This window comes from Geodermatophilus sp. SYSU D01045, from assembly GCF_054050295.1.
This window is the reverse complement of record NZ_JBJGZB010000003.1, coordinates 1-22,675: the sequence shown is the minus strand read 5'-3', so window position 1 is coordinate 22,675 and position 22,675 is coordinate 1. Positions and strand designations below refer to the sequence as shown.

The 22,675-nt window shown below is 75.4% G+C and carries 20 protein-coding genes and 1 tRNA gene; 10 read left to right on the top strand and 11 right to left on the bottom strand.

Translation table 11 applies throughout. The features are described from left to right. Positions 1-1,272: an NAD(P)/FAD-dependent oxidoreductase gene (locus tag ACI798_RS03325; RefSeq protein ID WP_456941870.1), complete on the top strand. Its 1,272-nt coding sequence runs from the start codon at positions 1-3 to the stop codon at positions 1,270-1,272. Between the two features lie 38 nt (positions 1,273-1,310). Here the strand turns inward: ACI798_RS03325 and ACI798_RS03320 are convergent. The 3 genes from ACI798_RS03320 to ACI798_RS03310 form a co-directional block, all read right to left on the bottom strand. Beyond that, a tRNA-Val gene (locus tag ACI798_RS03320) sits at positions 1,311-1,382 on the bottom strand. A 48-nt stretch (positions 1,383-1,430) separates the two neighbouring features. Next, positions 1,431-1,892: a peroxiredoxin gene (locus ACI798_RS03315; protein ID WP_457047227.1), complete on the bottom strand. Its 462-nt coding sequence runs from the start codon at positions 1,890-1,892 to the stop codon at positions 1,431-1,433. Between the two features lie 49 nt (positions 1,893-1,941). Next, entirely contained in the window at positions 1,942-2,367 is a 426-nt protein-coding gene (locus tag ACI798_RS03310) for a DUF3052 domain-containing protein (protein ID WP_387984824.1), read from the bottom strand. A gap of 317 nt (positions 2,368-2,684) precedes the next feature. On the opposite strand from ACI798_RS03310, the gene aceE reads away from it, so the two are divergent. Continuing rightward, on the top strand, positions 2,685-5,483 hold the full coding sequence (gene aceE, locus ACI798_RS03305) for a pyruvate dehydrogenase (acetyl-transferring), homodimeric type (RefSeq protein WP_456941868.1): 2,799 nt from the start codon (positions 2,685-2,687) through the stop codon (positions 5,481-5,483). Positions 5,484-5,521: 38 nt separating this feature from the next. Beyond that, complete coding sequence (locus ACI798_RS03300; protein WP_457047226.1) at positions 5,522-6,454, top strand: FAD-dependent oxidoreductase; 933 nt, start codon at positions 5,522-5,524, stop codon at positions 6,452-6,454. On the opposite strand, the gene ACI798_RS03295 is transcribed toward ACI798_RS03300, so the two are convergent. From ACI798_RS03295 to ACI798_RS03270, 6 genes are all read right to left on the bottom strand, one after another. Beyond that, complete coding sequence (locus ACI798_RS03295; protein ID WP_457047225.1) at positions 6,373-7,410, bottom strand: glycoside hydrolase family 88 protein; 1,038 nt, start codon at positions 7,408-7,410, stop codon at positions 6,373-6,375. The genes ACI798_RS03300 and ACI798_RS03295 overlap by 82 nt on opposite strands. Positions 7,411-7,423: 13 nt before the next feature. After that, positions 7,424-8,824, bottom strand: coding sequence for a GH1 family beta-glucosidase (locus ACI798_RS03290; RefSeq protein ID WP_456941865.1), 1,401 nt, complete (start codon positions 8,822-8,824; stop codon positions 7,424-7,426). A 94-nt stretch (positions 8,825-8,918) separates the two neighbouring features. Beyond that, the gene (locus tag ACI798_RS03285) at positions 8,919-10,034 is read right to left on the bottom strand and encodes an ABC transporter ATP-binding protein (RefSeq protein WP_456941864.1); all 1,116 of its coding nucleotides are present in this window, start codon (positions 10,032-10,034) and stop codon (positions 8,919-8,921) included. A 50-nt stretch (positions 10,035-10,084) separates the two neighbouring features. Further along, positions 10,085-10,978: a carbohydrate ABC transporter permease gene (locus ACI798_RS03280; protein ID WP_456941863.1), complete on the bottom strand. Its 894-nt coding sequence runs from the start codon at positions 10,976-10,978 to the stop codon at positions 10,085-10,087. A 9-nt stretch (positions 10,979-10,987) separates the two neighbouring features. Further along, positions 10,988-11,974: a carbohydrate ABC transporter permease gene (locus ACI798_RS03275; RefSeq protein ID WP_456941862.1), complete on the bottom strand. Its 987-nt coding sequence runs from the start codon at positions 11,972-11,974 to the stop codon at positions 10,988-10,990. 100 nt (positions 11,975-12,074) lie between these two features. Further along, on the bottom strand, positions 12,075-13,370 hold the full coding sequence (locus tag ACI798_RS03270; RefSeq protein WP_457047224.1) for an extracellular solute-binding protein: 1,296 nt from the start codon (positions 13,368-13,370) through the stop codon (positions 12,075-12,077). A gap of 187 nt (positions 13,371-13,557) precedes the next feature. On the opposite strand from ACI798_RS03270, the gene ACI798_RS03265 reads away from it, so the two are divergent. After that, positions 13,558-14,583, top strand: coding sequence for a LacI family DNA-binding transcriptional regulator (locus ACI798_RS03265; protein ID WP_457047223.1), 1,026 nt, complete (start codon positions 13,558-13,560; stop codon positions 14,581-14,583). Between the two features lie 57 nt (positions 14,584-14,640). Here the strand turns inward: ACI798_RS03265 and ACI798_RS03260 are convergent, their stop codons facing one another. Beyond that, positions 14,641-15,126 (bottom strand): pirin family protein, encoded by a 486-nt coding sequence (locus ACI798_RS03260; RefSeq protein WP_457047222.1) that lies wholly within the window; start codon positions 15,124-15,126, stop codon positions 14,641-14,643. After that, the gene (locus tag ACI798_RS03255) at positions 15,123-15,812 is read right to left on the bottom strand and encodes a phosphatase PAP2 family protein (protein ID WP_456941858.1); all 690 of its coding nucleotides are present in this window, start codon (positions 15,810-15,812) and stop codon (positions 15,123-15,125) included. Before ACI798_RS03255 ends, ACI798_RS03260 begins: the two co-directional genes overlap by 4 nt. Positions 15,813-15,856: 44 nt before the next feature. Between ACI798_RS03255 and ACI798_RS03250 the strand changes: the two genes are divergently transcribed. The 6 genes from ACI798_RS03250 (at position 15,857) to ACI798_RS03225 (ending at position 22,454) form a co-directional block, all read left to right on the top strand. Next, on the top strand, positions 15,857-17,035 hold the full coding sequence (locus tag ACI798_RS03250) for a PucR family transcriptional regulator (RefSeq protein WP_456941857.1): 1,179 nt from the start codon (positions 15,857-15,859) through the stop codon (positions 17,033-17,035). Positions 17,036-17,198: 163 nt separating this feature from the next. After that, positions 17,199-18,416, top strand: a complete 1,218-nt coding sequence (locus tag ACI798_RS03245) for an acyltransferase domain-containing protein (RefSeq protein ID WP_456941856.1) — start codon at positions 17,199-17,201, stop codon at positions 18,414-18,416. Beyond that, complete coding sequence (locus ACI798_RS03240; protein WP_456941855.1) at positions 18,413-19,378, top strand: beta-ketoacyl-ACP synthase III; 966 nt, start codon at positions 18,413-18,415, stop codon at positions 19,376-19,378. The genes ACI798_RS03245 and ACI798_RS03240 overlap by 4 nt, the downstream gene beginning before the upstream one ends. 77 nt (positions 19,379-19,455) lie before the next feature. Beyond that, positions 19,456-19,695: an acyl carrier protein gene (locus ACI798_RS03235; RefSeq protein ID WP_387984847.1), complete on the top strand. Its 240-nt coding sequence runs from the start codon at positions 19,456-19,458 to the stop codon at positions 19,693-19,695. A 50-nt stretch (positions 19,696-19,745) separates the two neighbouring features. Further along, complete coding sequence (locus tag ACI798_RS03230) at positions 19,746-20,984, top strand: beta-ketoacyl-[acyl-carrier-protein] synthase family protein (protein WP_456941854.1); 1,239 nt, start codon at positions 19,746-19,748, stop codon at positions 20,982-20,984. Positions 20,985-21,041: 57 nt separating this feature from the next. Next, a complete protein-coding gene (locus ACI798_RS03225) occupies positions 21,042-22,454 on the top strand; it encodes an acyl-CoA carboxylase subunit beta (protein WP_456941853.1) in 1,413 nt (470 codons plus the stop codon). The last annotated feature ends 221 nt before the right edge of the window (positions 22,455-22,675 follow it).

The following is a 22,675-nucleotide window of genomic DNA, read 5'->3' as shown; positions in this document are numbered from 1 at the left end:
ATGAGCGCGCGGTACGACGCCGTCGTCGTCGGGGCCCGTTGTGCGGGTGCACCCACGGCCATGCTGCTGGCTCGCAGGGGGTGGCGGGTGCTGCTCGTGGACCGCGCGCGCTTCCCGAGCGACACCCTCTCCTGCCACTTCCTCCACCAGTCGGGGGTCGCGTCGCTCGTGGGCTGGGGCCTCCATCCGGTGCTCGCTGGCTCCCCCTGCCCACCGATCCGCTCGCTGGTCCTCGACACCGGCACCGTCGTGCTCCGGGGAACGCTGCCCGCCGCCGAGGGCGCGTCGGACGCCTACGCGATGCGGCGGACCGTGCTCGACGCCGCGCTCGTGGACGCCGCCGCGGCGGCGGGCGCCGAGGTCCGGGAGTCGTTCGACGTCCGGGAACTCCTCACCGACGACGACCGGGTGACGGGCATCCGTGGCCGGGGAGAGGCCGGCCGCGCAGTGACCGAGAGGGCCTCCGTCGTGATCGGCGCGGACGGCATGAGGTCGACGGTCGCCCGGGCCGCGGGTGCGCCGGCCTATCACGTGCACCCCTCGCTGACCTGCGCCTACTACAGCTACTGGCGCGACGTGGAGGTGGACGGCCTGGAGATCCACCTCCGACCCGGCCACCTGGTCATGGCCGCACCGACCAGCGACGGCCAGGTCTTCGTGGTCGTCTACTGGCGGGCCGCGGAGTTCAGCCGGGTCCGGCGCGACGTCGAGGGCAGCTTCGGAGACGTCCTGCACCTCGTCCCGGACCTGGCCACGCGCCTGCGCACCGGCACCCGGACCGAGCGTTTCCGCGGCACGAACGCCCTGCCGAACTTCTACCGGCGTCCCCACGGGCCCGGCTGGGCGCTGGTGGGCGACGCCGGCCACCACCAGGACCCGGTCACGGGTCTCGGGATGACCGACGCGTTCCGCGACGCCGAACTGGTCACCAACGCCCTGCACGCCGGCTTCTCCGGTGCCGAGCCGCTCGACGAGGCCCTCGCCGCCTACGAGCGCCGGCGCAACGAGTCGACCGGCCACACGCACGCCGCAGCCGTCCGCTGGGCCGAACTCGAACCCCTGCCGCCCGGGATGCAACTGCTGGCGGAGGGTCTGCGCGGCGACCCGGTGGCGGTGGGACGGCTCTTCGGGACGGCCGTCGGAACGGTTCCGCCCAGCGACTTCTTCTCCGAGGAGAACCTCGCGCTCCTGGTCCTGCGCGCTTCGATGCAGCAGGCAGCCGCACCCGCGGCGACGGACCAGGACCCCGGGCGGTCCGCCGGGAACGCGTGAACCGGGCAGCGTGACGCGCACGCCGCGGGACCGGGGGGTGGGCGCGGCCGGGATCGAACCGGCGACCGCTCGCTTGTAAGGCGAGAGCTCTCCCGCTGAGCTACGCGCCCCGCCCGCCCAGGGTAGGTGCCCCCGGGCGGTGGGTCCGGGACCCGGCCTCAGGCCGCGATCTTCTCGACGGCGTCCTTCCAGCCGGACTGCTCGCGCGCGTCACCGGGCGCGTTGACCTCGGCGAAGGCGATCGTGCCCTCGGCGTCGACGAGGAAGGTGCCGCGCAGGGCCATGCCGGCCTTCTCGTTGAACACGCCGTAGGCCTGCGCGGTGGCGCCGTGCGGCCAGAAGTCCGACAGCAGCGGGAAGTCGAGGCCCTCCTTCGCCTTGAACGCCTTGAGGCTGAACACCGGGTCGGTGCTGATCGCCACCACCGTGACGCCGGCGTCGGTGTAGGTGGTCAGCTCGTCGCGGAGCTGGCACAGCTCGCCGGTGCAGATGCCGGAGAAGGCGAACGGGTAGAAGACGACGAGGACCGGCGTCCCGCGCAGCTCGGCGAGCGAGACGACCTGGCGGTCCTGGTCGGGGAGGCTGAACTCGGGCGCGACGTCACCGACGGAGAGGCTCATGAGCCCGATCGTGCCGCACGGGCGCGAGCGCCCCCGCGGCGGGACGGCGTCACCGTCTGCTGCGGGCGGCCTTCGGGGTGACCAGCCGGATCCCCGACCAGTCCTTGGCGGCCGAGATGCTGCTGGTCTGCGCGAGCCCGGCGGTGGGCGCCACCTCGGTGACGTCGCCCGGCTCGACGTGGCCCGGCCGCCCGGACTTGGGCACCAGCAGCCACACGACGCCCTCGTCGGCGAGCGAGGTGAGCGCGTCGGTGAGGGCGTCGAACAGGTCGCCGTCGTCCTCCCGCCACCACAGGACGACGACGTCGGCGACCTCGTCGGTGTCCTCGTCGACCATCTCGCTGCCGGAGACCTCGACGATGGAGTCGCGCAGGTCCTCGTCGGCGTCCTCGTCCCAGCCGAGCTCCTGCACGACCATGCCCGGCTTGATGCCCAGCCGGGCCGCCATGCCGGCGCTGCCCGAGTCGACGCTCATCCCTGCTGTTCCTCCGAGAGATCACGAACCGCCGGTGTCGCACCGGCGGGCACGAGGCGCCGGCTGACGGGCGCGTGGGGTGGACGGGGGCCGACGGCGGACACGACCGGCGGGGAGGACACCCGCTGCCTGGTCATGTCACCCCTCTCGTGCCCGGAACGCGCGGCTGCCGACGGCGTCGGTCCGCGTGGGCAGGAGCGTAGGGCATGCCTGGTCACGCGCAAGCCGTCGACGACGACGCGCCCGGAGCACCCCGCGCACCGCTGGCCGGGAGCTCCTGCGTGACGCGGACCATCCCGGCGCGCGACGATGGGGGCATGAGCGCACCGCAGCAGGGTGGAGACCCCACCCGCGACGCCGGACAGCCCCGCGCGGTCATCACCGACGGGCTCCCGAGCCAGCTGGTCGACACCGACCCCGACGAGACCCAGGAGTGGGTGGAGTCGCTCGACAGCGTCGTCGAGCACGCAGGCCGCGGGCGAGCCCGCTACCTCATGCTCAAGTTGTTGCAGCGCAGCCGTGAGCAGCAGGTGGGCGTCCCGTCCCTCCGCAGCACCGACTACATCAACACGATCCCGCCCGAGCGGGAGCCCTACTTCCCCGGTGACGAGGACACCGAGCGGCGCATCCGCGCCTACATCCGGTGGAACGCCGCGATCATGGTCCACCGCGCGCAGCGGCCGGGCATCGGCGTCGGCGGGCACATCTCCTCCTACGCCTCCTCCGCCAGTCTCTACGAGGTCGGCTTCAACCACTTCTTCCGCGGCAAGGACCACCCCGGCGGCGGCGACCAGATCTGGTTCCAGGGCCACGCCTCCCCCGGCATCTACGCCCGCGCCTTCCTCGAGGGCCGGCTCACCGAGCAGCAGCTCGACGGCTTCCGCCAGGAGGTCAGCCACCCCGGCGGCGGGCTGTCGAGCTACCCGCACCCGCGGCTGATGCCGGACTTCTGGGAGTTCCCCACCGTCTCCATGGGCCTCGGCCCGATGAACGCGATCTACCAGGCGCGGTTCAACCGCTACCTGCACGCCCGCGGCATCAAGGACACCTCCGACCAGCACGTGTGGGCGTTCCTCGGCGACGGCGAGATGGACGAGCCGGAGTCGCTGGGCCTGATCGGCCTGGCCGCCCGCGAGGAGCTCGACAACCTCACCTTCGTCGTCAACTGCAACCTGCAGCGCCTCGACGGCCCGGTGCGCGGCAACGGCAAGGTCATCCAGGAGCTGGAGTCCTTCTTCCGCGGCGCCGGCTGGAACGTGGTCAAGGTGATCTGGGGCCGCGAGTGGGACCCGCTGCTGGCCGCCGACCGCGACGGCGCCCTGGTCAACCTCATGAACCAGACGCCCGACGGCGACTACCAGACCTACAAGGCCGAGCACGGCGCGTTCGTCCGCGAGCACTTCTTCGGCCGCGACCCGCGCACGCGCAAGCTCGTCGAGCACATGAGCGACAAGGAGGTCTGGGACCTCTCCCGCGGCGGGCACGACTACCGCAAGGTCTACGCGGCGTTCAAGGCGGCCGTGGAGCACAAGGGCCAGCCCACGGTCATCCTCGCCAAGACCATCAAGGGCTGGACGCTGGGCAGCCACTTCGAGGGCCGCAACTCCACCCACCAGATGAAGAAGCTGACCGCCGAGGACCTCGCCGCCTTCCGCGACCGGCTCTACCTGCCCATCCCCGACGAGCAGCTCGACAAGACGCTGCCGCCCTACTACAAGCCGGCGCCCGACTCCGACGAGATGCAGTACATGCTCGAGCGGCGGCGGGCCCTGGGCGGGGCGGTGCCGCGGCGCCGCTCGGAGTTCAAGACGCTCAAGGCGCCCGACGACAAGGCCCTCGACGTCCTGCGCCGCGGCTCCGGCAAGCAGGAGGTGGCGACGACGATGGCGTTCGTCCGCCTGCTCAAGGAGCTGCTCAAGGACAAGGAGCTCGGCCCGCGCTTCGTGCCGATCATCCCGGACGAGGCCCGCACCTTCGGGATGGACAGCCTCTTCCCGTCGCAGAAGATCTACAACCCGGCCGGTCAGCGCTACACCTCGGTCGACCGCGAGCTGATGCTGGCCTACAAGGAGTCCGAGCAGGGCCAGATCCTGCACGAGGGCATCAACGAGGCCGGCTCGACGGCGTCGTTCACCGCCGTCGGGACCTCGTACGCCACGCACGGCGAGCCGATGATCCCGATCTACATCTTCTACTCGATGTTCGGGTTCCAGCGGACCGGCGACTCGTTCTGGGCCGCCGCCGACCAGATGACCCGCGGGTTCGTCCTCGGCGCCACCGCCGGCCGGACGACGCTCAACGGCGAGGGCCTGCAGCACGAGGACGGCCACTCGCTGCTGCTGGCGCAGACCAACCCCGCCGTCGTGTCCTACGACCCGGCCTTCTCCTACGAGGTCGGCCACATCGTCAAGGACGCGCTGGCCCGCATGTACGGCGAGGACCCGGGTGCGCCGCTGGGCGGGCACCGCAGCCCCGACGTCATGTACTACCTGACGGTCTACAACGAGCCGTTCCAGCAGCCGGCCGAGCCCGAGGGCCTGGACGTGCAGGGCCTGCTCGCCGGCATGTACCTCTACGCCCCCGGCTCCGGTGAGGGCCACAGGGCGCAGGTGCTGGCCTCCGGCGTCGCGGTGCCGTGGGCGCTGCGGGCACAGGAGCTGCTGCGCGAGGACTGGGGGGTGTCGGCCGACGTCTGGTCGGTGACGTCGTGGAACGAGCTGCGGCGGCAGGCCGACGAGGCCACCGAGCACAACTTCCTGCACCCCGAGGACGACCCGCAGGTGCCCTACGTGACCCAGCGGCTGCAGGACGCCGAGGGCCCGGTCGTGGCGGTGTCGGACTGGATGCGGGCGGTGCCCGACCTGATCGCCCCGTTCGTCCCGGGCGGCATGGCGACGCTCGGCACCGACGGGTTCGGCCTGTCCGACACCCGCCCCGCGCTGCGCCGGCACTTCCACGTCGACGCCGAGTCGATCGTCGTCCGGGTGCTCGCCTCCCTGGCCGACCGGGGGCTGGTCGAGCGCTCGACGGTCCGCGAGGCCGTGGAGAAGTACCGGATCCGCGACGTGCAGGCCGCCCCGGCCGAGGAGCGGACCGACCCGAGCCCCGCGACCTGAGCGGGCACCGGCCCGCTGCCGGCGGCGGCCCCCTCGCGGTGGCCGTCGTCGGCGGCGGGGTGGTCGGCCTGACGTGCGCGCTCGAGCTCGCGCGGGCCGGCCACCGGGTCCGGCTGCACACCGCCGACCCGTGGGCGGCGACCACCTCCGCGGTGGCCGCCGCCATCTGGTTCCCCTACCGGGCGTCGCCGGCCGATGCCGTCCTGCGCTGGGCGGCCGCCTCGCTCGGGGTCCTCACCGGGCTGGCCGACGACCCGGCGACCGGCGTGCGGATGCGCCCGGGCACCTACGTGCACCGCACGCCCGACCCCGACCCGTGGTGGACGCCGGGCATCCCGGGGGTGCGGCCGGCGACGCCGGAGGAGCTCCCGCCGGGTGTGCCCGCCGGCACCCGCTGCACGCTGCCGGTGGTCGACACCGGCAGCTACCTGCCCTGGCTGGCCGCCGCGTGCGGCGCGGCCGGGGTCACCACCGTGCCCGGCCGGGTCGGGTCGCTGGACGACGTGCCCGGCGACGTCGTCGTGGTGGCCGCCGGGCTGGCCTCGGGGCCGCTGCTCGGCGACGACTCCGGCGTGCCCGTGCAGGGCCAGGTCGTGCGCCTCGCCGACCCCGGCGTTCCCGAGTGGCTGCTCGACGAGGACGGCCCGGCCGGGCTGACCTACGTCGTCCCCCGCGGCCGCGACGTCGTCGTGGGCGGGACGGCGGTGGAGGGCGCCACCGGCCGCGACCCCGACCCGGCGGTGGAGGCGGCGATCCTGGAGCGGGCGTGCGCGCTGGTCCCGGCGCTGCGCGGGCAGCCGGTGCTCTCGCGGGCGGTGGGGCTGCGGCCGGGGCGGCCGACCGTGCGGCTGGAGCTGCTCGACGTCGGCGAGCGGCCCGTCGTCGCCTGCTACGGGCACGGCGGCGCCGGCGTCACCCTCTCCTGGGGCTGCGCGGCCGAGGTCGCCGCCGAGGTGAGCGCCCTGGCTTGAGCGTCGGCCAGCAGCAGCCAGGCCTGCGCCTCGGGCGAGTGCCCGGGGCGGTCGAACCGGGGTGCGGCCGCGGCGCCGGTGACCCGCCCGAGGCCGTCGAGACCCGCGCCGACGTGCGCGAGCAGCGAGCGGCCGACGTCGGCGTACCCCCGCGGCAGCCACCCCTCGCGGGCTCCGGTGAGCGCCGCCCAGGCGAGCACCGCGGCCACCGCGGTGTCCGGCGGCGAGGCGTCGTCGTCGAGGACGTCCCCGAAGCCGCCGTCGGGGCGGCGGGTGGCGAGGCAGGCGTCGAGGTGGGCGCGGGCCTCGGCGGCCGGCTCCGCCCCCGGCAGCCGGCGGACCGTCCGGGCGAGCGCGGCGGCCACCCAGCCGTTGCCGGTGCCCCAGGCGCGGCCGTCGGAGGGCCGCCCGGCGTCCTCGTCCCACCGCGCCCGCCACAGCCCGTCGGGCCGGCGCAGCCGGGCCCGGTGCCCGTCCAGCTGGGCCCGGGCGACGTCGGCGTACCCGGCCGCGGCCAGTGCCGGCACCACCATGAACACCGTGTCCGCCCAGACCTCGCGGGTGCCGACCAGGTGGAACAGCGTGCCGTCGGCGGCGCGCGGCGCCCGGCGCAGCAGCCAGTCGCGCTGACGGGCGGCCGCGGCGGCCAGCGCCCGGTCCCCCAGGCGCTGCGCCACCAGCTCCACGTACTCCCCGACGACGCCGCCGTTGACGCTGCAGGCCGGGTCGAGCTCGGCCAGCCGGCCGTCGGGCAGCTGCCGTGCCGCCGCGTCGTCGACCAGGGCGCGCAGCGCCGCCGCCTCGCCGGCGCCGTCGAGGACCGCCGCCGTCAGGCCCTGGTCCCAGGAGTGCCGCTGGCTGACCAGCAGGGCGGCCAGCACCCGCCGGCGGGCGGCGTCGGTCAGCACGTCGCCCGGCACCGGGTGCGGCGGGGGCCCGTGCGCGACCCCTCGCACGGGCCCCCGGTCCTCAGGACCCGTCGCGGTGACGGCGCAGCAGCTCGGCGTAGGCCCGGCCGCTGTCCTTCACCGTGCGCCGCTGGGTGGCGTAGTCGACGTGCACCAGCCCGAACCGCTGCGCGTACCCGCGGGCCCACTCGAAGTTGTCCAGCAGCGACCAGGCGAAGTAGCCGCGGACGTCGGCGCCGCGCTCCATCGCCGCCGCCATGGCGGTGAGGTGGCGGGCCAGGAAGTCGACCCGCTCGGGGTCGTGCACCGCGCCCTCGGCGTCGACCTCGTCCTCCCAGGCCGAGCCGTTCTCGGTGACCACCAGCGGCAGCCCGGGGGCGCGCTCGGTGAGCCACAGCAGCAGGTCGGTGAACGCCTGCGGGCTGATCCCCCAGCCCATGGTCGTCGTCGGGCCCTCGGGGTCCAGCTCGACGACGTCCCCGCCGCCGATGAACGACGTCGGCGGCATGTCCGCGGGGCGGGTGCCGGCCCGCACCGTCTGCTCGAAGTAGTAGTTGACGCCGAGCCAGTCCAGCGGCGCCGCGATCGTCTCCAGGTCGCCGTCGCGCACCGGCAGCGGGGCGCCGGCGGCCTCGAGGTCGGCGACGACGTCGGCCGGGTAGGCGCCGTGGACCACCGGCTCGAGGAACATCCGGTTCTGCTGGCCGTCGAGCCGGCGGGCGGCGTCGACGTCGGCGGGGTCCTGGCTCGCCGGGTGCATCGGCGTGAAGTTCAGCGTGACGCCGAGGGAGGTCACGCCGGCCTCGCGCAGCCGGGCCGCGGCCAGGCCGTGCCCGAGCAGCAGGTGGTGGGTGGCGCGGGCGCCGGCGACCGGGTCCTGCAGGCCGGGGGCGTGCGCGCCGGACACGTGGCCGAGCAGCGCGCTGCACATCGGCTCGTTGAGCGTCGACCAGTGCCGCACCCGGTCGCCGAGGGCGTCGACGACGACCGACGCGTAGTCGGCGAAGCGCTCGGCGGTGTCCCGGTCGGCCCAGCCGCCGCGGTCCTGCAGCGCCTGGGGCAGGTCCCAGTGGTACAGGGTCAGCCAGGGCGCCACCCCGACGGCGAGCAACTCGTCGACCAGCCGCCGGTAGAAGTCCAGCCCGCGCTGCTCGACCCGGCCGCCGCCCTCGGGCAGCACCCGCGGCCAGGCCACCGAGAACCGGTACGCCGACAGCCCGAGGCCCGACATCAGCGCGACGTCGTCGCGGTAGCGGTGGTAGTGGTCGACGGCGACGTCGCCGGTGTGGCCCTCGAACGTGCGGCCGGGCGTGTGGCTGTAGGTGTCCCAGATCGACGGTCCCCGCCCGTCCTCGGTCACGGCGCCCTCGATCTGGTACGAGGCGGTCGCGGCGCCGAACACGAAGCCGGGCGGGAAGGTCAGGCCGGCGAGGGCGTCCTCGCGGCTGTCGGTGGTGGTCACGGCAGGGGTGCTCCTCAGGGCAGGGGTGAGCGGGGCGAGGTCAGGGGGAGGCGCGGCGGCACGGGGCCGCCGTCGACGGGGAGGACGGTAGGGGCTAGTCGACGCGCAGCTGCGTCACGGGGTCGAAGACGTGCAGGCCGCCCTCGCGGACCCGCAGGTGCACGGTCTCCCCCACCGCCGCGGCCGAGCGCGGCTCGGTGCGGACGACGACGTCGGCGGTGTGCAGGACGTCGCCGTCGTCGGAGGCGCCGAGGGTGGCGTAGAGGTAGGCGTCCGAGCCGAGCTGCTCGACGACGTTGACCACCACGGGCACGCCCTGGCCGGGCCCTCCGTCACCAGGCGCAGCGGTCTCCAGCGCCTCGGGGCGGAAGCCGACGGTGACCTTCCCGGTGCCGGCGGCGGCCCGGTCGAGCAGGTCCCGCGGCACCGGCAGCACCGCGCCGGCGAGCCGGACGCCGCCGTCGACCGCGGTGCCGGTGACGACGTTCATCGCCGGCGAGCCGATGAACCCGGCGACGAAGGTGTTGGCCGGGCGGTCGTAGAGGGCGCCGGGGGTGTCGCACTGCTGCAGGACGCCGTCGCGCAGCACCGCCACCCGGTCGCCCATCGTCATCGCCTCGACCTGGTCGTGGGTGACGTAGACGGTGGTGACGGCCAGCCGCCGCTGCAGGGCGGCGATCTGGGTGCGGGTCTGCACGCGGAGCTTGGCGTCGAGGTTGGACAGCGGCTCGTCCATGAGGAACACCTGCGGGTTGCGGACGATCGCCCGGCCCATGGCCACCCGCTGCCGCTGGCCGCCGGACAGCGCCTTGGGCCGCCGGCGCAGGTAGTCCTCGAGGTCGAGGATCTTCGCGGCCTCGGCCACCCGCCGGCCGATCTCGTCCTTCGGGACGCCGGCGATCTTCAGCGCGAAGCCCATGTTCTGCTCGACGGTCATGTGCGGGTAGAGCGCGTAGTTCTGGAAGACCATCGCGATGTCCCGGTCCTTGGGCGGGGCGTCGGTGACGTCGCGCTCGCCGATCCGGATGCTGCCGGCGTCGATCTCCTCCAGGCCGGCGAGCATGCGCAGGGAGGTGGACTTGCCGCAGCCCGAGGGGCCGACGAGGACGAGGAACTCGCCGTCGCCGATCTCCAGGTCCAGGCCGTCGACGGCGGGCCGGTCGGCCTTCGGGTAGATGCGGGTCGCGGAGTCGAAGGTGACGGTGGCCATGGCTCAGGTGCCTTCCGGGGTGCGGGGGACGGGACGGTCGGACGGGCGCCTCATCCCTTCACCGCGCCCTGCATGATGCCGCCGACGATCTGCTTGCCGAGGACGACGAAGACGACGAGCACCGGCAGGGTCCCGACGAGGGTGCCGGCCATGATCACCGCGGTGTCGGGGACGTAGCCGCCGCCGAGTCCGGCCAGCGCGACCTGCACGGTCGGGTTCTCCGTGGTGAGGGCGATGATCGGCCAGAAGAAGTCGTTCCAGGCGGTGAGGAAGGTCAGCATCGCCAGCACCGCCATGGCGGGGCGGGCGACCGGGACGACGACGGACCAGAAGGTCCGCAGCGTCGAGGCGCCGTCGACGCGGGCGGCCTCGAGCAGCTCGTCGGGCAGCGCCTGGGACAGGAACTGCCGCATGAAGAAGACGCCGAACGCGCTGACCAGCGTGGGCAGCACGACCGCCTGCAGGTGGTCGACCCACTGCAGCTGGGCGATGAGGATGAACAGCGGGATGATCGCCAGCTGGGTCGGCACCATCATCGTGCCGACGACCAGCGCGAGCAGCGTCTTGTTGCCGCGGAAGCGCAGCTTGGCGAAGGCGAAGCCGGCCAGCGTGCTGCACAGGACGGTGCCCACGGTGATGCAGCCGGCGACGACCACCGAGTTGACGATCGCCAGGCCGATCGGCGCCTCGTCCATGGCCCGGCCGATGTTCGTGAACAGGTCGGCGTCGGGGAGGAACGGCGGCGGGGTGCCGGCGAGCTCGGCGTTGGTCTTGGACGCCGCGACCGCCGTCCAGTAGAGCGGGAAGACCGACAGCAGCGCGGTGAGCCCGAGCAGCACGTAGGTCACCGGCCCGGCGGAGGTCACCTTCCGGGCGCGCCGGCGGTGCGCGGCGGGGGCGGGGACGGACACGGTCCGCTCCGGCGGGGAGGCCAGGGTGGTCATGAGGGGCTCCTACCGCTCGGCCCGGGCGCGCCGGCGGGCGACCAGCCCGTAGAGGCCGACGACCACGAGGATGATCAGGAACATGGTCCAGGCGGTGGCCGCGGCCTGACCGAGGCGGAAGTTGGTCCAGCCCTGGTCGTACATGAGCAGGCCGAGGGTCTGGTACTGGTTGGAGACCCCGCCGCTGGTCATGCCGTTGCCGCTGAACAGCAGCGGCTCGCCGAACAGCTGCACCGCGCCGATCGTCGAGACCACGATCGTGAAGAGGATCGTCGGCCGCAGCGACGGGACGGTCACGTGGAGGAACTGCTTCCAGCGGCTGGCGCCGTCGATGGTGGCGGCCTCGTACAGGTCGTTCGGGATGGCCTGCATGGCGGCCAGGTAGATCAGCGCGTTGTAGCCGGTCCAGCGCCACGTGACGATCACCGAGATGGCGATCTGGCTGGTCCAGGTGCCGCTCTCCCAGTCGACCCGGTCGAACCCGACCGCCTCCAGGCCGGCGTTGATCAGTCCGTGGTCGTGGCCGAAGAGCTGGGCGAACACCAGCGTGGCCGCGGCGATGCTGGTGGCGTAGGGCATGAGCATCGCGACGCGGAAGAAGGTGCGGCCGCGGAGCCGGTAGTTCAGCAGGTGCGCCAGGCCCAGGGCCATGGCCAGCTGGGGCACGGTCGAGAGGACGCCGATGGTGAGGGTGTTCCTCGCGGCGTTCCAGAAGAACTCGTTCTGCAGCAGCTCGGTGTAGTTCCCCAGGCCGACGAACTCGGCGCCGTCGATGTCGGACAGCCGCACCTCGTGCAGCGAGATCCAGGCGGTGTAGAGGAACGGGTAGAGGCTGAAGGCGGCGAAGAGGACGAAGAACGGGGCGACGTAGGCGTAGCCCCAGCGGTTGCGGGTGAGGCGGGACCGGCGCCGGCCGGCCGCGGGGCGGACGGGCGGGCTCGGTGGCGCCGGTGCGGCGGCCGCCGCGACCCGGGGGTCGTCGCTGGCGATGGTCATGCCGGGCCTTCCGGGGAGGTCTCGGGCGGGGTCCCCGCGAGGGGGTGGAGCCGGCCGGCGCCGGGGCGGGTGGACTCGCCCCGGCGCCGGCCGGGGTCTGTCAGCCCCCGACGATCTGTTCGATCTCGTCGAGAGCGGCCTGGAAGGCGTCGTCAGGACTGGTCCCCTCGGCGACGGTGCTCAGGGCGTTGGTGAACGCCTCCTGGATCTGGGTGTCGTAGGGGCCGATCGGCGTGAACCGCAGCGCCGCCGCCGACTCCCCGAAGATCTGGCCGACCGGCGCCCCGCTGAAGTAGTCGTTCGTCGCGTCGGACACCTGCGGGTCCTCCGCCGCCTGCTGGCTGGACGGGAAGTGCGCCTCCCGGGTGAACATCTTGACCTGCTGCTCGGGGGCGGTCAGCCACTCGACGAGGGCGACGGCCTCCTCCTTGTGCTCGCTGGACTCGGTCACCCCGAGCCACGAGCCGCCCCAGTTGCCGGCGCCGCCGGGCAGCAGCGCGACGTCCCAGGTGCCCGCGGCCTCCTCACCGGCCTGGCCGGTGATGTAGCCGAGCATCCAGGCCGGGCAGGAGATGGTCGCGAACGCGCCGTTGGCGAAGGCGGAGTTCCACTCGTCGCCGAACTGGATGAGGTTGGCCGTCATCTGCTCCGCGGCCGCCACGCTGGCGTTCTGCCACGCCGTGGTGACGCCGTCGCTGGAGTCGGGGATCGGGTTGCCGTCCGCGTCGTTGTACGCGGTCTCGCCCTGGTAGACGGCCGCGGAGAAGACGCTCGCCGGGCTGTCGACGAACGAGCTGCCCTCGGGCTTGGTCGGCGAGGCCTCGTACTGCCGGCCGAGCTCGAGGTAGCCCTCCCAGGTCGACCACAGCGAGGCGAGCTCGGCCCGGTCGGTGGGCAGGCCGGCCTGCTCGAACAGGTCGCGGCGGAAGCACATGGCCTCGGGGCCGGCGTCGGTGCCCAGGCCGATCACGCGGCCGTCGGAGGTGGTGGCCTCCTCGACCTTCCAGTCGTAGAAGTGGCCGAGGACCTCGTCGGCGTCCTCCCCGGCGGCGAAGTCGACGAAGGCGTCGGCGTGGTTCTCCACCACGTCGGCGACGAAGCCGATCTCGATGCCCTGGATGTCGGCGAGGCCCGAGCCCGCGGCCAGGCGGGTCTGCAGCGCCCGGTAGTAGTCGGCCGACCGCTCGACCGACTCCTCCTCGATCCGGATCTCCGGGTGCAGCTCCATGTACTCGTCGTAGAGCCCGGCCTCCTCGAACCCGAACGTGCCGAACAGGCCCAGGTCGAGGGTGATCGTGCCGTCGTCGTCGGAGCCGGAGCCCCCACAGCCGGCGGCCATCAGCGTCGTGACGAGCGCGGCGCCCAGCGCCGCCCTGCGTCTCCGGGGAACGGTCATCGGTCCTCCTGGATCGGTTCCCGAACGGCTGTGTCCGGGCTACGGTGGCGTCCGTGAGAGCGCTCTCACGATCGGTGGGAGCAGAGTGGCGGGGATCACACCACCGTGTCAAGAGAGCGCTCTCACGAGACGCCGCGGACCTGCGCCGTGCACCATGGACGCCCACGACGAGGACGGAGGAGGTCACGTGACGACGGTCGCCGGACGCGGCTCCTCCCCCACGCTCGACGAGGTCGCGCAGCTCGCCGGGGTGTCCCGCGCGACGGTGTCCCGCGTGGTCAACGGCTCGCCGAAGGTGCGCCCGGAGGCCCGGCGCGCCGTCGAGGAGGCCGTCGCGCGGCTGCACTACGTCCCCAACCCCGCGGCCCGCAGCCTGGTCACCCGGCGCACCGACACCATCGCGCTGGTGCTCTCGGAGTCCAACGCCCAGGTCTTCAGCGACCCGTTCTTCGCCCGGATCGTGCGCGAGCTGTCCGGGGCGCTGGCCGACACCGAGATGAACCTGGTGCTGCTGGCCGCCCGGGGCGGGCGCGAGCAGGAGAAGGTCGGCCGGTACGTGCGCCAGGGGCACGTCGACGGCGTCATCCTCGTGTCCCCGCACCGCGACGACACGCTGCCCGGCGTGCTCGCCGAGGCGGGCGTGCCGCTCGTGCTCTCCGGCCGCCCGCCGGACGGCCGCGCGGCCTGCTACGTCGACGCCGACAACGCCGGCGGCGCCCGCACGGCCACCGAGCACCTGCTCGCCACCGGCCGGCGGCGGGTGGCCACCGTGACCGGCCCGCAGGACATGATCGCCGGCCTCGACCGCTATGCCGGCTACCGCGCCGCGCTGGACGCCGCGGGTGTCGGGCTCGACCCCGCGCTCGTCGCCGAGGGCGACTTCACCGAGGCCGGCGGCGCCCGCGCGATGGCCGGGCTGCTCGAGCGGGCACCGGACCTGGACGGCGTGTTCGTCGCCTCCGACCCCATGGCGGTGGGGGCGCTGCGCGCGCTGCGGGAGGCCGGCCGCTCGGTGCCCGGCGACGTCGCGGTCGTCGGGTTCGACGACGCCGCGGTGGCCGCCACCACCGAGCCGCCGCTGACCACGGTCGCCCAACCGCTGGGCGAGATGACGCGCCACATGACCGACCTGCTGCTGCGCCAGGTCGAGGGCGACACCGGGGTGGAGGCGCGGGTCTGCCCGACCCGGCTCGTGCAGCGCGCCTCCGCCTGAGGTCGCGGCGGCGGCCGGGCCCCGGGCCGGCCCCCGCCGCGCGGGGCGGTCCCCCGGTCAGGTCGCCCAGGCGGGGCGGGCCGGATCGACCCGCCACACGACGGCGACCCCGCCGCCGGGGCGCAGCACCACGCCGTCCGGGACGTCCGGACCGTCGGCCCCCAGCCACAGCCGGGCGTCGGGCCGGCCGAGGTCGACCCAGCCCGCGGGGGCGCGCACGACCTCGTGCGCCGGGGCCGCGGCCGGGTCGGCCGCGCGCAGGTAGCTCTGCAGCACCCGGGCGCCGTCGGGGCCGGCGACCTCGTCGTGGTCCAGCCCGGTGCCCGCGCGCAGCACGCCGACGTCGCCGGCGGCCAGCGGGGCGACCCCGCCCCACCGGTGGGTGAGCGAGCCGGCCAGCACCACCGCGACGACGTCGACGGCGCGGTGCGCGTGCACGCCGTAGCCAACCCCGGGCGGCAGCCGGTCGTCGGTGACCCGCAGCAGGGGGCCCAGCGAGCCGTCGCCCGGCTCGAGCAGCGGCGTGCCCGCGATGCCGGTCACCGCGCGGCGTCCCGGCCGGGGAGCGCCGCGGGACCCCCGGGCAGGCCGCCCGCGACCAGCGCGACCAGCAGCGACCACGCCGTCCCCAGGCACAGCCCGCCGACGACGTCGGACGGGTAGTGCACGCCGAGCCACACGCGGGTCAGCCCGACCAGCACCGCGAGCGCGATCCCCGCGGCCACGGCGGCGCGGCGGCCCGGCGCGGCCAGCCGCGGCCAGGCCAGCACCAGCGCGACGGTGACCAGCGTGGCGATGCCGGACGAGTGCCCGCTCGGGTAGCTGAGCCCCTCGTACACCAGGCCGCCGTTCTCGAACGCCGGGCGGGCGCGCCCGACCAGGTCCTTGAGCGCGGTGGTGAGCGGCCCGACCGCGGTGACCGCGACGGCGACCCACAGGACGGTGCGCCACGCGCGGCGGCGGACCAGCCAGACCAGCACGGGCAGGAACACCAGCACGCGGAACCAGGTGACGCCCGGGGTGGTGAGCGTCTCCAGCAGCGCGCTCACCGGCGCCGAGCGGTCGTCCCCGGCGTACAGCTCCCGGCTCACCGCGTCGTCGAGGCGCACCTGCGGGCCGAAGCGGGCGGCCACCCCGGTCCCGAGCAGGGCGAGGACGGCGAGGCCGCCCCCGATCGCGCGGAGCACCCGGCGGCGGGCCCGCGCGGGCGCGGTGGTCGGGGCGGTCACTCCCCCACTCTCCCCGAGGCGACCGGCCGTGACACGCTGACCGCGTGGCCCACCGGGTGATCGACCGCCCACCGTCCGCGGCGACGCTGCGGCGGCTGGAGCGCGCCTCCGGGGCCATCGCCACCCGCGCCGTCGCCCGGATGGACGAGGACCTGCCCTGGTTCCGGACCATGCCGGCCGACCAGCGCTCCTGGGTCATGCTCGTCGCGCAGGCCGGCATCGCCTCGCTGGTCGAGTGGTGCCGATCCCCCGACCGGCCGCCCCGGCTGACCGGCGAGGTGTTCGGCGCCGCGCCGCGCGACCTGGTCCGCGCCGTGCCCCTCAAGCAGACCGTCGACCTGGTCGAGCTGACCGTCCAGGTGATGGACGACCACGTCGAGTCGGTGGCCGAGCCCGGCGACGCCGACGCGCTGCGGATGGCCGTGCTGCTGTTCAGCCGCGAGGTCGCCTTCGCCACCGCGCACGTCTACGCCAGCTTCGCCGAGAACCGCGGCGCCTGGGACGCGCGGCTGGAGGCGCTGGTCGTCGACGCGCTGGTCCGCGGCGAGCGGTCCGAGGAGCTGCCCGGCCGCGCCTCCGCGCTCGGCTGGGACGGCACCGGCCCGGTGGCCGTGCTGGTCGGGGTCGCCCCCGCCGACGGCGACACGCACGCCGACGTCCGCCGCGCCGCCCGCTCGCACCGCTGCGAGGTGCTCGTCGGCGTGCACGCCGAGCACCTGGTCGTGGTGCTGGGCGGCGCCGAGGACCTGCGCTCGGCGGCCGAGCGGGTCGCCGAGGAGTTCGGGCCGGGCCCGGTGGTCCTCGGCCCGGTCGTCGACCGGCTCAGCGCGGCCGGCGGGTCGGCCGCGGCGGCGCTGGCCGGGCTGCGGGCCGCGCGGGCCTGGCCCGGGGCGCCGCGGCCGGTGCCCGCCGACGCGCTGCTGCCCGAGCGGGCCCTCGACGGCGACCCGCTGGCCCGCGCGGCGCTCACCGAGCGGGTGGTGTTGCCGCTGCGCACCGCCGGCGGCGACCTGCTGGAGACGGTGCGCGCGGTGCTGGCCGGCGGCGGCAACCTGGAGGCCAGCGCGCGGGCCCTGTTCGTCCACCCGAACACCGTCCGGTACCGGCTCAAGCGGGCCGCCGAGGTGACCGGGCAGGTGGCCACCGACCCGCGCGGCGCCTGGACCCTGCAGGTCGCGCTGGCCCTGGCCGACCTGGGCGGCGAGCGCTCCCTCTGGCACTAGCGGGACCCGGGGCCGCAAGGGGTCCTGCAGTGTTGTCCACCACGGATCGCGGTGGCGACGGCCCGTCCGCGCCTTCCCGTTGTGGGAACCCTCCAAACGGCAGTGGTGACCTTTCGTTCCGGACGAGCGCGCGGGGAACCGTGACCAATGAGACGGTGAGGGGGTGCTGGCCGTCCTCGCGCCCGGGCAGGGTGCGCAGAAGCCCGGGATGCTCACCCCCTGGTTGGAGCTCCCCGGCGCCGAGTCCTTCTTCCGCTGGGCCGGGGCGATCGCCGACGCCGACCTGCTGACCCTGGGCACCACCGGCGACGCCGAGGCGATCCGCGACACCGCGGTCACCCAGCCGCTGGTCGTCGCGATGAGCCTGTTCGTGGCCCGCGAGCTCGGTGGCCTGCCCGGCCCGGTCGCGCACACGCCGCAGACCGGCCGCGACGTCGTCATCGCCGGGCACAGCGTCGGCGAGCTCACCGCCGCCGCGCTGGCCGGCGTGCTGTCGGTCGAGGCGGCGATCGCGCTGACCGCCGTCCGCGGCCGCGCGATGGCCCGCGCCTGCGGCCTCACCCCCACCGGCATGTCCGCCGTCCTCGGCGCGGACCCCGACGAGCTGGAGAAGGCGCTCGAGCGGCACGGGCTGGTCGCGGCCAACCTCAACGGCGGCGGCCAGGTCGTCGTCGCCGGGCCGCTCGACGGGCTGGCCGCGCTCAAGGCCGAGCCGCCGGCGAAGGCGCGGGTGATGCCGCTGTCGGTGGCGGGCGCGTTCCACACCTCCTACATGGGCCCGGCCCGCGAGGAGCTCGAGGGCCTGGTCGACGGCCTGCGCCCGGCCGACCCGAGCCGGCTGCTGCTGTCCAACGCCGACGGCGCCGCGGTCGACTCCGGCACCGAGGTGCTGTCCCGCCTGGTCAGCCAGGTCACCAGCCCCGTGCGCTTCGACGCGTGCCTGGCCACCCTGCGCGAGCTCGGCGTCACCGCGGCGATCGAGCTGCCGCCGGCCGGCGCGCTGGCGGGCCTGGCCAAGCGCGAGTGGAAGGGCGCCACCTCCAACGGGGACGCGGTCGAGGTGCTGGCGCTGGCCGGCCCCGGCGACCTCGACCGCGCCCGCGCCCTCATCGACGCCGCCCGCGGCCGGCCCGAGGCCGAGCACCAGCCCGACTGGCGGGTCGTCGTCTCCCCCGTCCGCGGCACGGTCAGCCCCGCCGACGTCCCCGAGGGCACCCACCTGCCCGCCGGCACCCCGCTCGGCTGCGTGCGCAGCCGCCGCGAGGAGGTCCGGGTCTCGGCCGGGTACGACGGCGTCCTCGCCGAGTGGCTCGTCCAGGACGGCGACCTCGTCGACGCCGGCGACCCGCTCGCCCGTCTCTACCCGGAGGTCCCCGCGTGAGCATCCGACTGCCGAAGGGCGCCCCCGGGGCGCGCATCCTGGGCCTCGGCGGCTACCGGCCGCGCCGGCGCGTCACCAACGACGAGCTCGCCCAGGTGATGGACACCAACGACGAGTGGATCCAGACCCGCGTCGGCATCGCCGAGCGCCGCTGGGCCTCGGAGGACGAGACCCTGCAGGAGATGGCCGTCGCCGCCGGCGGCAAGGCCCTGGCCGCCAGCGGCCTGGCGCCCGACGAGGTCGACCTGGTGATCCTGGCCAGCGCCAGCCTCAAGGAGCCGATCCCCGGCATCGGCCCGCAGGTGGCCCACCGCCTGGGCATCCCCCGCCCGGGCGCGTTCGACCTCAACGCCGGGTGCGCCGGCTTCTGCTACGCGCTGGAGGTGGCCTCGGCGGCCATCCGCGCGGGCTCGGCGCGCAACGCGCTGGTGGTCGGCGTCGAGCGGCTCACCGACGTCGTCGACAAGACCGACCGCTCGACCGCGGTGATCTTCGCCGACGGCGCGGGCGCGGCCGTGGTCGGCGCCTCCGACGAGCCGGGCATCGGCCCGGTGGCCTGGGGCAGCGACGGCGACCAGTTCTCCGCGATCGAGATCGTCGCCGGCTCCAGGGGCATCTCGATGGCCGGCCAGGCGGTGTACCGGTGGGCCACCACCCGGCTCACCGACACGCTCATCCAGGCGATGGAGGCCGCCGGCGTCGGGCCCGAGGACATCGACGTGTTCGCCCCGCACCAGGCCAACCTGCGCATCGTCGAGTCGATGACCCGGCGGCTCGGGTTCAGCAAGGAAACCGTCGTCGCCCGCGACATCGTCCAGGCCGGCAACACCTCCGCGGCGTCGATCCCGCTGGCGCTGACCGCGCTGATGGAGTCCGGCGAGGCGAAGAGCGGCGACCTCGCGCTCGTCCTCGGCTACGGCGCCGGCCTGACCTTCGCCGGCCAGGTGCTCGTCCTGCCCTGAGCGGCACCCCAGACCCCCGGGACGCCCGGGCCCGACGGCGGGCAGCGCCCGCCCCCACCGAGAGAGAGGACTCCCGCGTGAGCGAGGACATCCAGGCAGGTCTGGCCGAGATCCTGGAGGAGGTCGCCGGGGTCGCCCCCGCCGACGCCACCCCGGAGAAGTCGTTCACCGAGGACCTCGACGTCGACTCCCTGTCGATGGTCGAGATCGCCACCGCCGTCGAGGACAAGTTCGGCGTGGCCATCCCCGACGACGAGCTGGGCAACATCAAGACCGTCGGTGACGCCATCAGCTACATCCAGAAGAACCAGGGCTGAGCCGGATCCCCGGCCGCCCGCGCCCGCACGCCCCCAGGAGAGGACCCGTCATGAGCACGCACGACGACGTCGTCGTCACCGGCCTCGGAGCCACCACGCCGCTCGGTGGCGACGTCGCCAGCACCTGGGACGCGCTGCTGGCCGGACGGTCGGGGGTCCGCCGCCTCGACGACGACTGGGTGAAGGAGTTCCCCGCCCAGCTCGCCGCGACCCTGGCCGCCGACCCCATCCAGCAGCTGGACCGGGTCCGCGCGCGCCGGCTGGACCGCAGCCAGCAGGTCGCGGTCATCGCCGCCGAGCAGGCGTGGGCCGACTCCGGCGCCGCCGACGCCGGGGCCGCGCCCGAGCGCGTCGCCGTCGTCTTCGGCACCGGGATCGGCGGCGCGCTGACCCTGCTCGGCCAGGACGACGTCCTGGAGGAGAAGGGCCCCAAGCGGGTCTCCCCCTTCACCATCCCGATGCTCATGCCCAACGGCCCGGCCGCGGCCGTCGGGCTGGCCGTCGGCGCCCGCGGCGGCGTGCACGCCCCGGTCAGCGCCTGCGCCTCCGGCGCCGAGGCGATCCGCTGGGGCCTGGACCTGCTGCGCTTCGACCGCGCCGACGTCGTCCTGGTCGGCGGCGCCGAGGCCGTCGTCCACCCGCTGCCCATGGCCGGCTTCGCCGCCATGCGGGCGATGAGCACCCGCAACGACGAGCCCGAGCGCGCCTCGCGGCCGTTCGACAAGGGCCGCGACGGGTTCGTGCTCGGCGAGGGCGCGGCCGCGCTGGTCCTCGAGCGCGCGGGCTCGGCGAAGGCCCGCGGCGCCCGGGTGCACGCCCGGCTGGCCGGTGCCGGCGCCACCGCCGACGGCTACGACCTCGTCGCCCCGCACCCCGAGGGCGAGGGCGCCGCCCGCGCGATCGGCGCCGCCCTGCGCGACGCCGGCATCGACCCCGCCGACGTCGGCCACGTCAACGCGCACGCCACCTCGACACCGGTCGGCGACACCGCCGAGGCCGCCGCCATCCGCAGCGCCGTCGGCGACCACCCGCTGGTCACCGCGACCAAGAGCCAGACCGGCCACCTGCTCGGCGCCGCCGGCGCCCTGGAGTCGGTGTTCACCGTCCTCGCGCTGCGCGAGCAGGTCGTCCCCGCGACGGCGAACCTCGACGACCCCGACGACGACGCCGCCGTGCAGGCCCTCGACATCGTCCGCCGCGAGCCGCGCCAGGCGTCCCTGACCGCCGCGGTCAACGACTCCTTCGGCTTCGGCGGCCACAACATCGCGCTCGTCTTCACGACCGCCTAGCCCCTCCCCGCCCGGCCTCCGGGCCGGCCCCGCCGACTGGCCCGCCCTGGAGGTCCGGTGACCACCGTCCACGCCGTCCCGACGCTGCCCACCCCCGACCCGCGCGACCCCGAGGACCGCCTCTCCCGCTTCTTCGACGCCGGGTCGGTGGCCCTGCTCGCCCCCCGCGACACCTCGGGCGTCCTGGCCGCGCGCGGGACGGTGGCCGGCAGCCCCGCCGTCGCCTTCTGCACCGACGCCACGGTGATGGGCGGCGCGATGGGCGTCGAGGGCTGCCGGCACATCGTCGACGCCATCGACACCGCACTGCGCGAGCGCGTGCCGGTGGTCGGCATCTGGCACTCCGGCGGCGCCCGCCTGGCCGAGGGCGTGACCGCGCTGCACGCCGTCGGCGAGGTGTTCGCCGCGATGGTGCGCGCCTCGGGCCGGGTGCCGCAGATCTCGGTCGTCCTCGGCCCCGCCGCCGGCGGCGCCGCGTACGGTCCGGCGCTCACCGACCTGGTGATCATGGGTCCGGCCGGGCGGGTGTTCGTCACCGGTCCCGACGTCGTCCGCTCGGTCACCGGTGAGGACGTCGACATGGAGCGCCTCGGCGGCCCGGACACCCACGGCCGGCGCAGCGGCGTCGTGCACGTGGTCACCGAGTCCGAGGCGGCGGCGCTGGAGACCGGCCGGCAGGCGGTGGACCTGTTCGCCGCGCAGGGCTCCTTCGCGCCGGCGGCAGACGCCCCCGACGTCGACCTGCGCTCCCTGCTGCCCGAGCAGCCGCAGCGGGCCTACGACGTCAAGCCGCTCGTTGCTGCCGTGCTCGACGGGCCGGGGCTGGAGCTGCACCCGCGCTGGGCGCCGAACATCGTCACCACGCTGGGCCGGCTCAACGGGCGGACGGTCGGCGTGATCGCCAACAACCCGCTGCGCCTGGGCGGCTGCCTGGACTCGGCGTCGGCGGAGAAGGCCGCCCGCTTCGTGCGGATGTGCGACGCCTTCGGGGTGCCGCTGGTGGTGCTGGTCGACGTCCCCGGCTACCTGCCCGGCGTGGGCCAGGAGTGGGACGGCGTGGTGCGGCGGGGCGCGAAGCTGCTGCACGCCTTCGCCGAGGCGGTCGTGCCGCGGGTGACGCTGGTGACCCGCAAGTCCTACGGCGGGGCCTACATCGCGATGAACTCGCGCTCGCTGGGCGCCACCGCCGTGTTCGCCTGGCCCGGCGCCGAGGTCGCGGTCATGGGCGCCAAGGCCGCCGTCGGCATCCTGCACCGCAAGAAGCTGGCCGCGGTCCCACCGGCCGAGCGGGAGGCGCTGCACGCGCAGCTGGCCGCCGAGCACGAGCGGATCGCCGGCGGGGTGAACCGGGCGCTGGAGATCGGCGTCGTCGACGAGGTGGTGGAGCCCTCCCGCACCCGGCGGCGGCTGGTGGAGGCCCTCGCCTCCGCCCCGGCCGGCCGCGGGGCGCACGGCAACATCCCGCTCTGAGGCCGTACGCACCGAGGGGGGGGGGGGGGGGGGGGGGGGGGGGGGGGGGGGGGGGGGGGGGGGGGGGGGGGGGGGGCGGGGGGCGGCGGGGCGGGGGGGGGGGGGGGGGGGCGGGGGGGCGCCGGGGCCCCCCCCCCCCCGACCCGGGGGTCGTCGCTGGCGATGGTCATGCCGGGCCTTCCGGGGAGGTCTCGGGCGGGGTCCCCGCGAGGGGGTGGAGC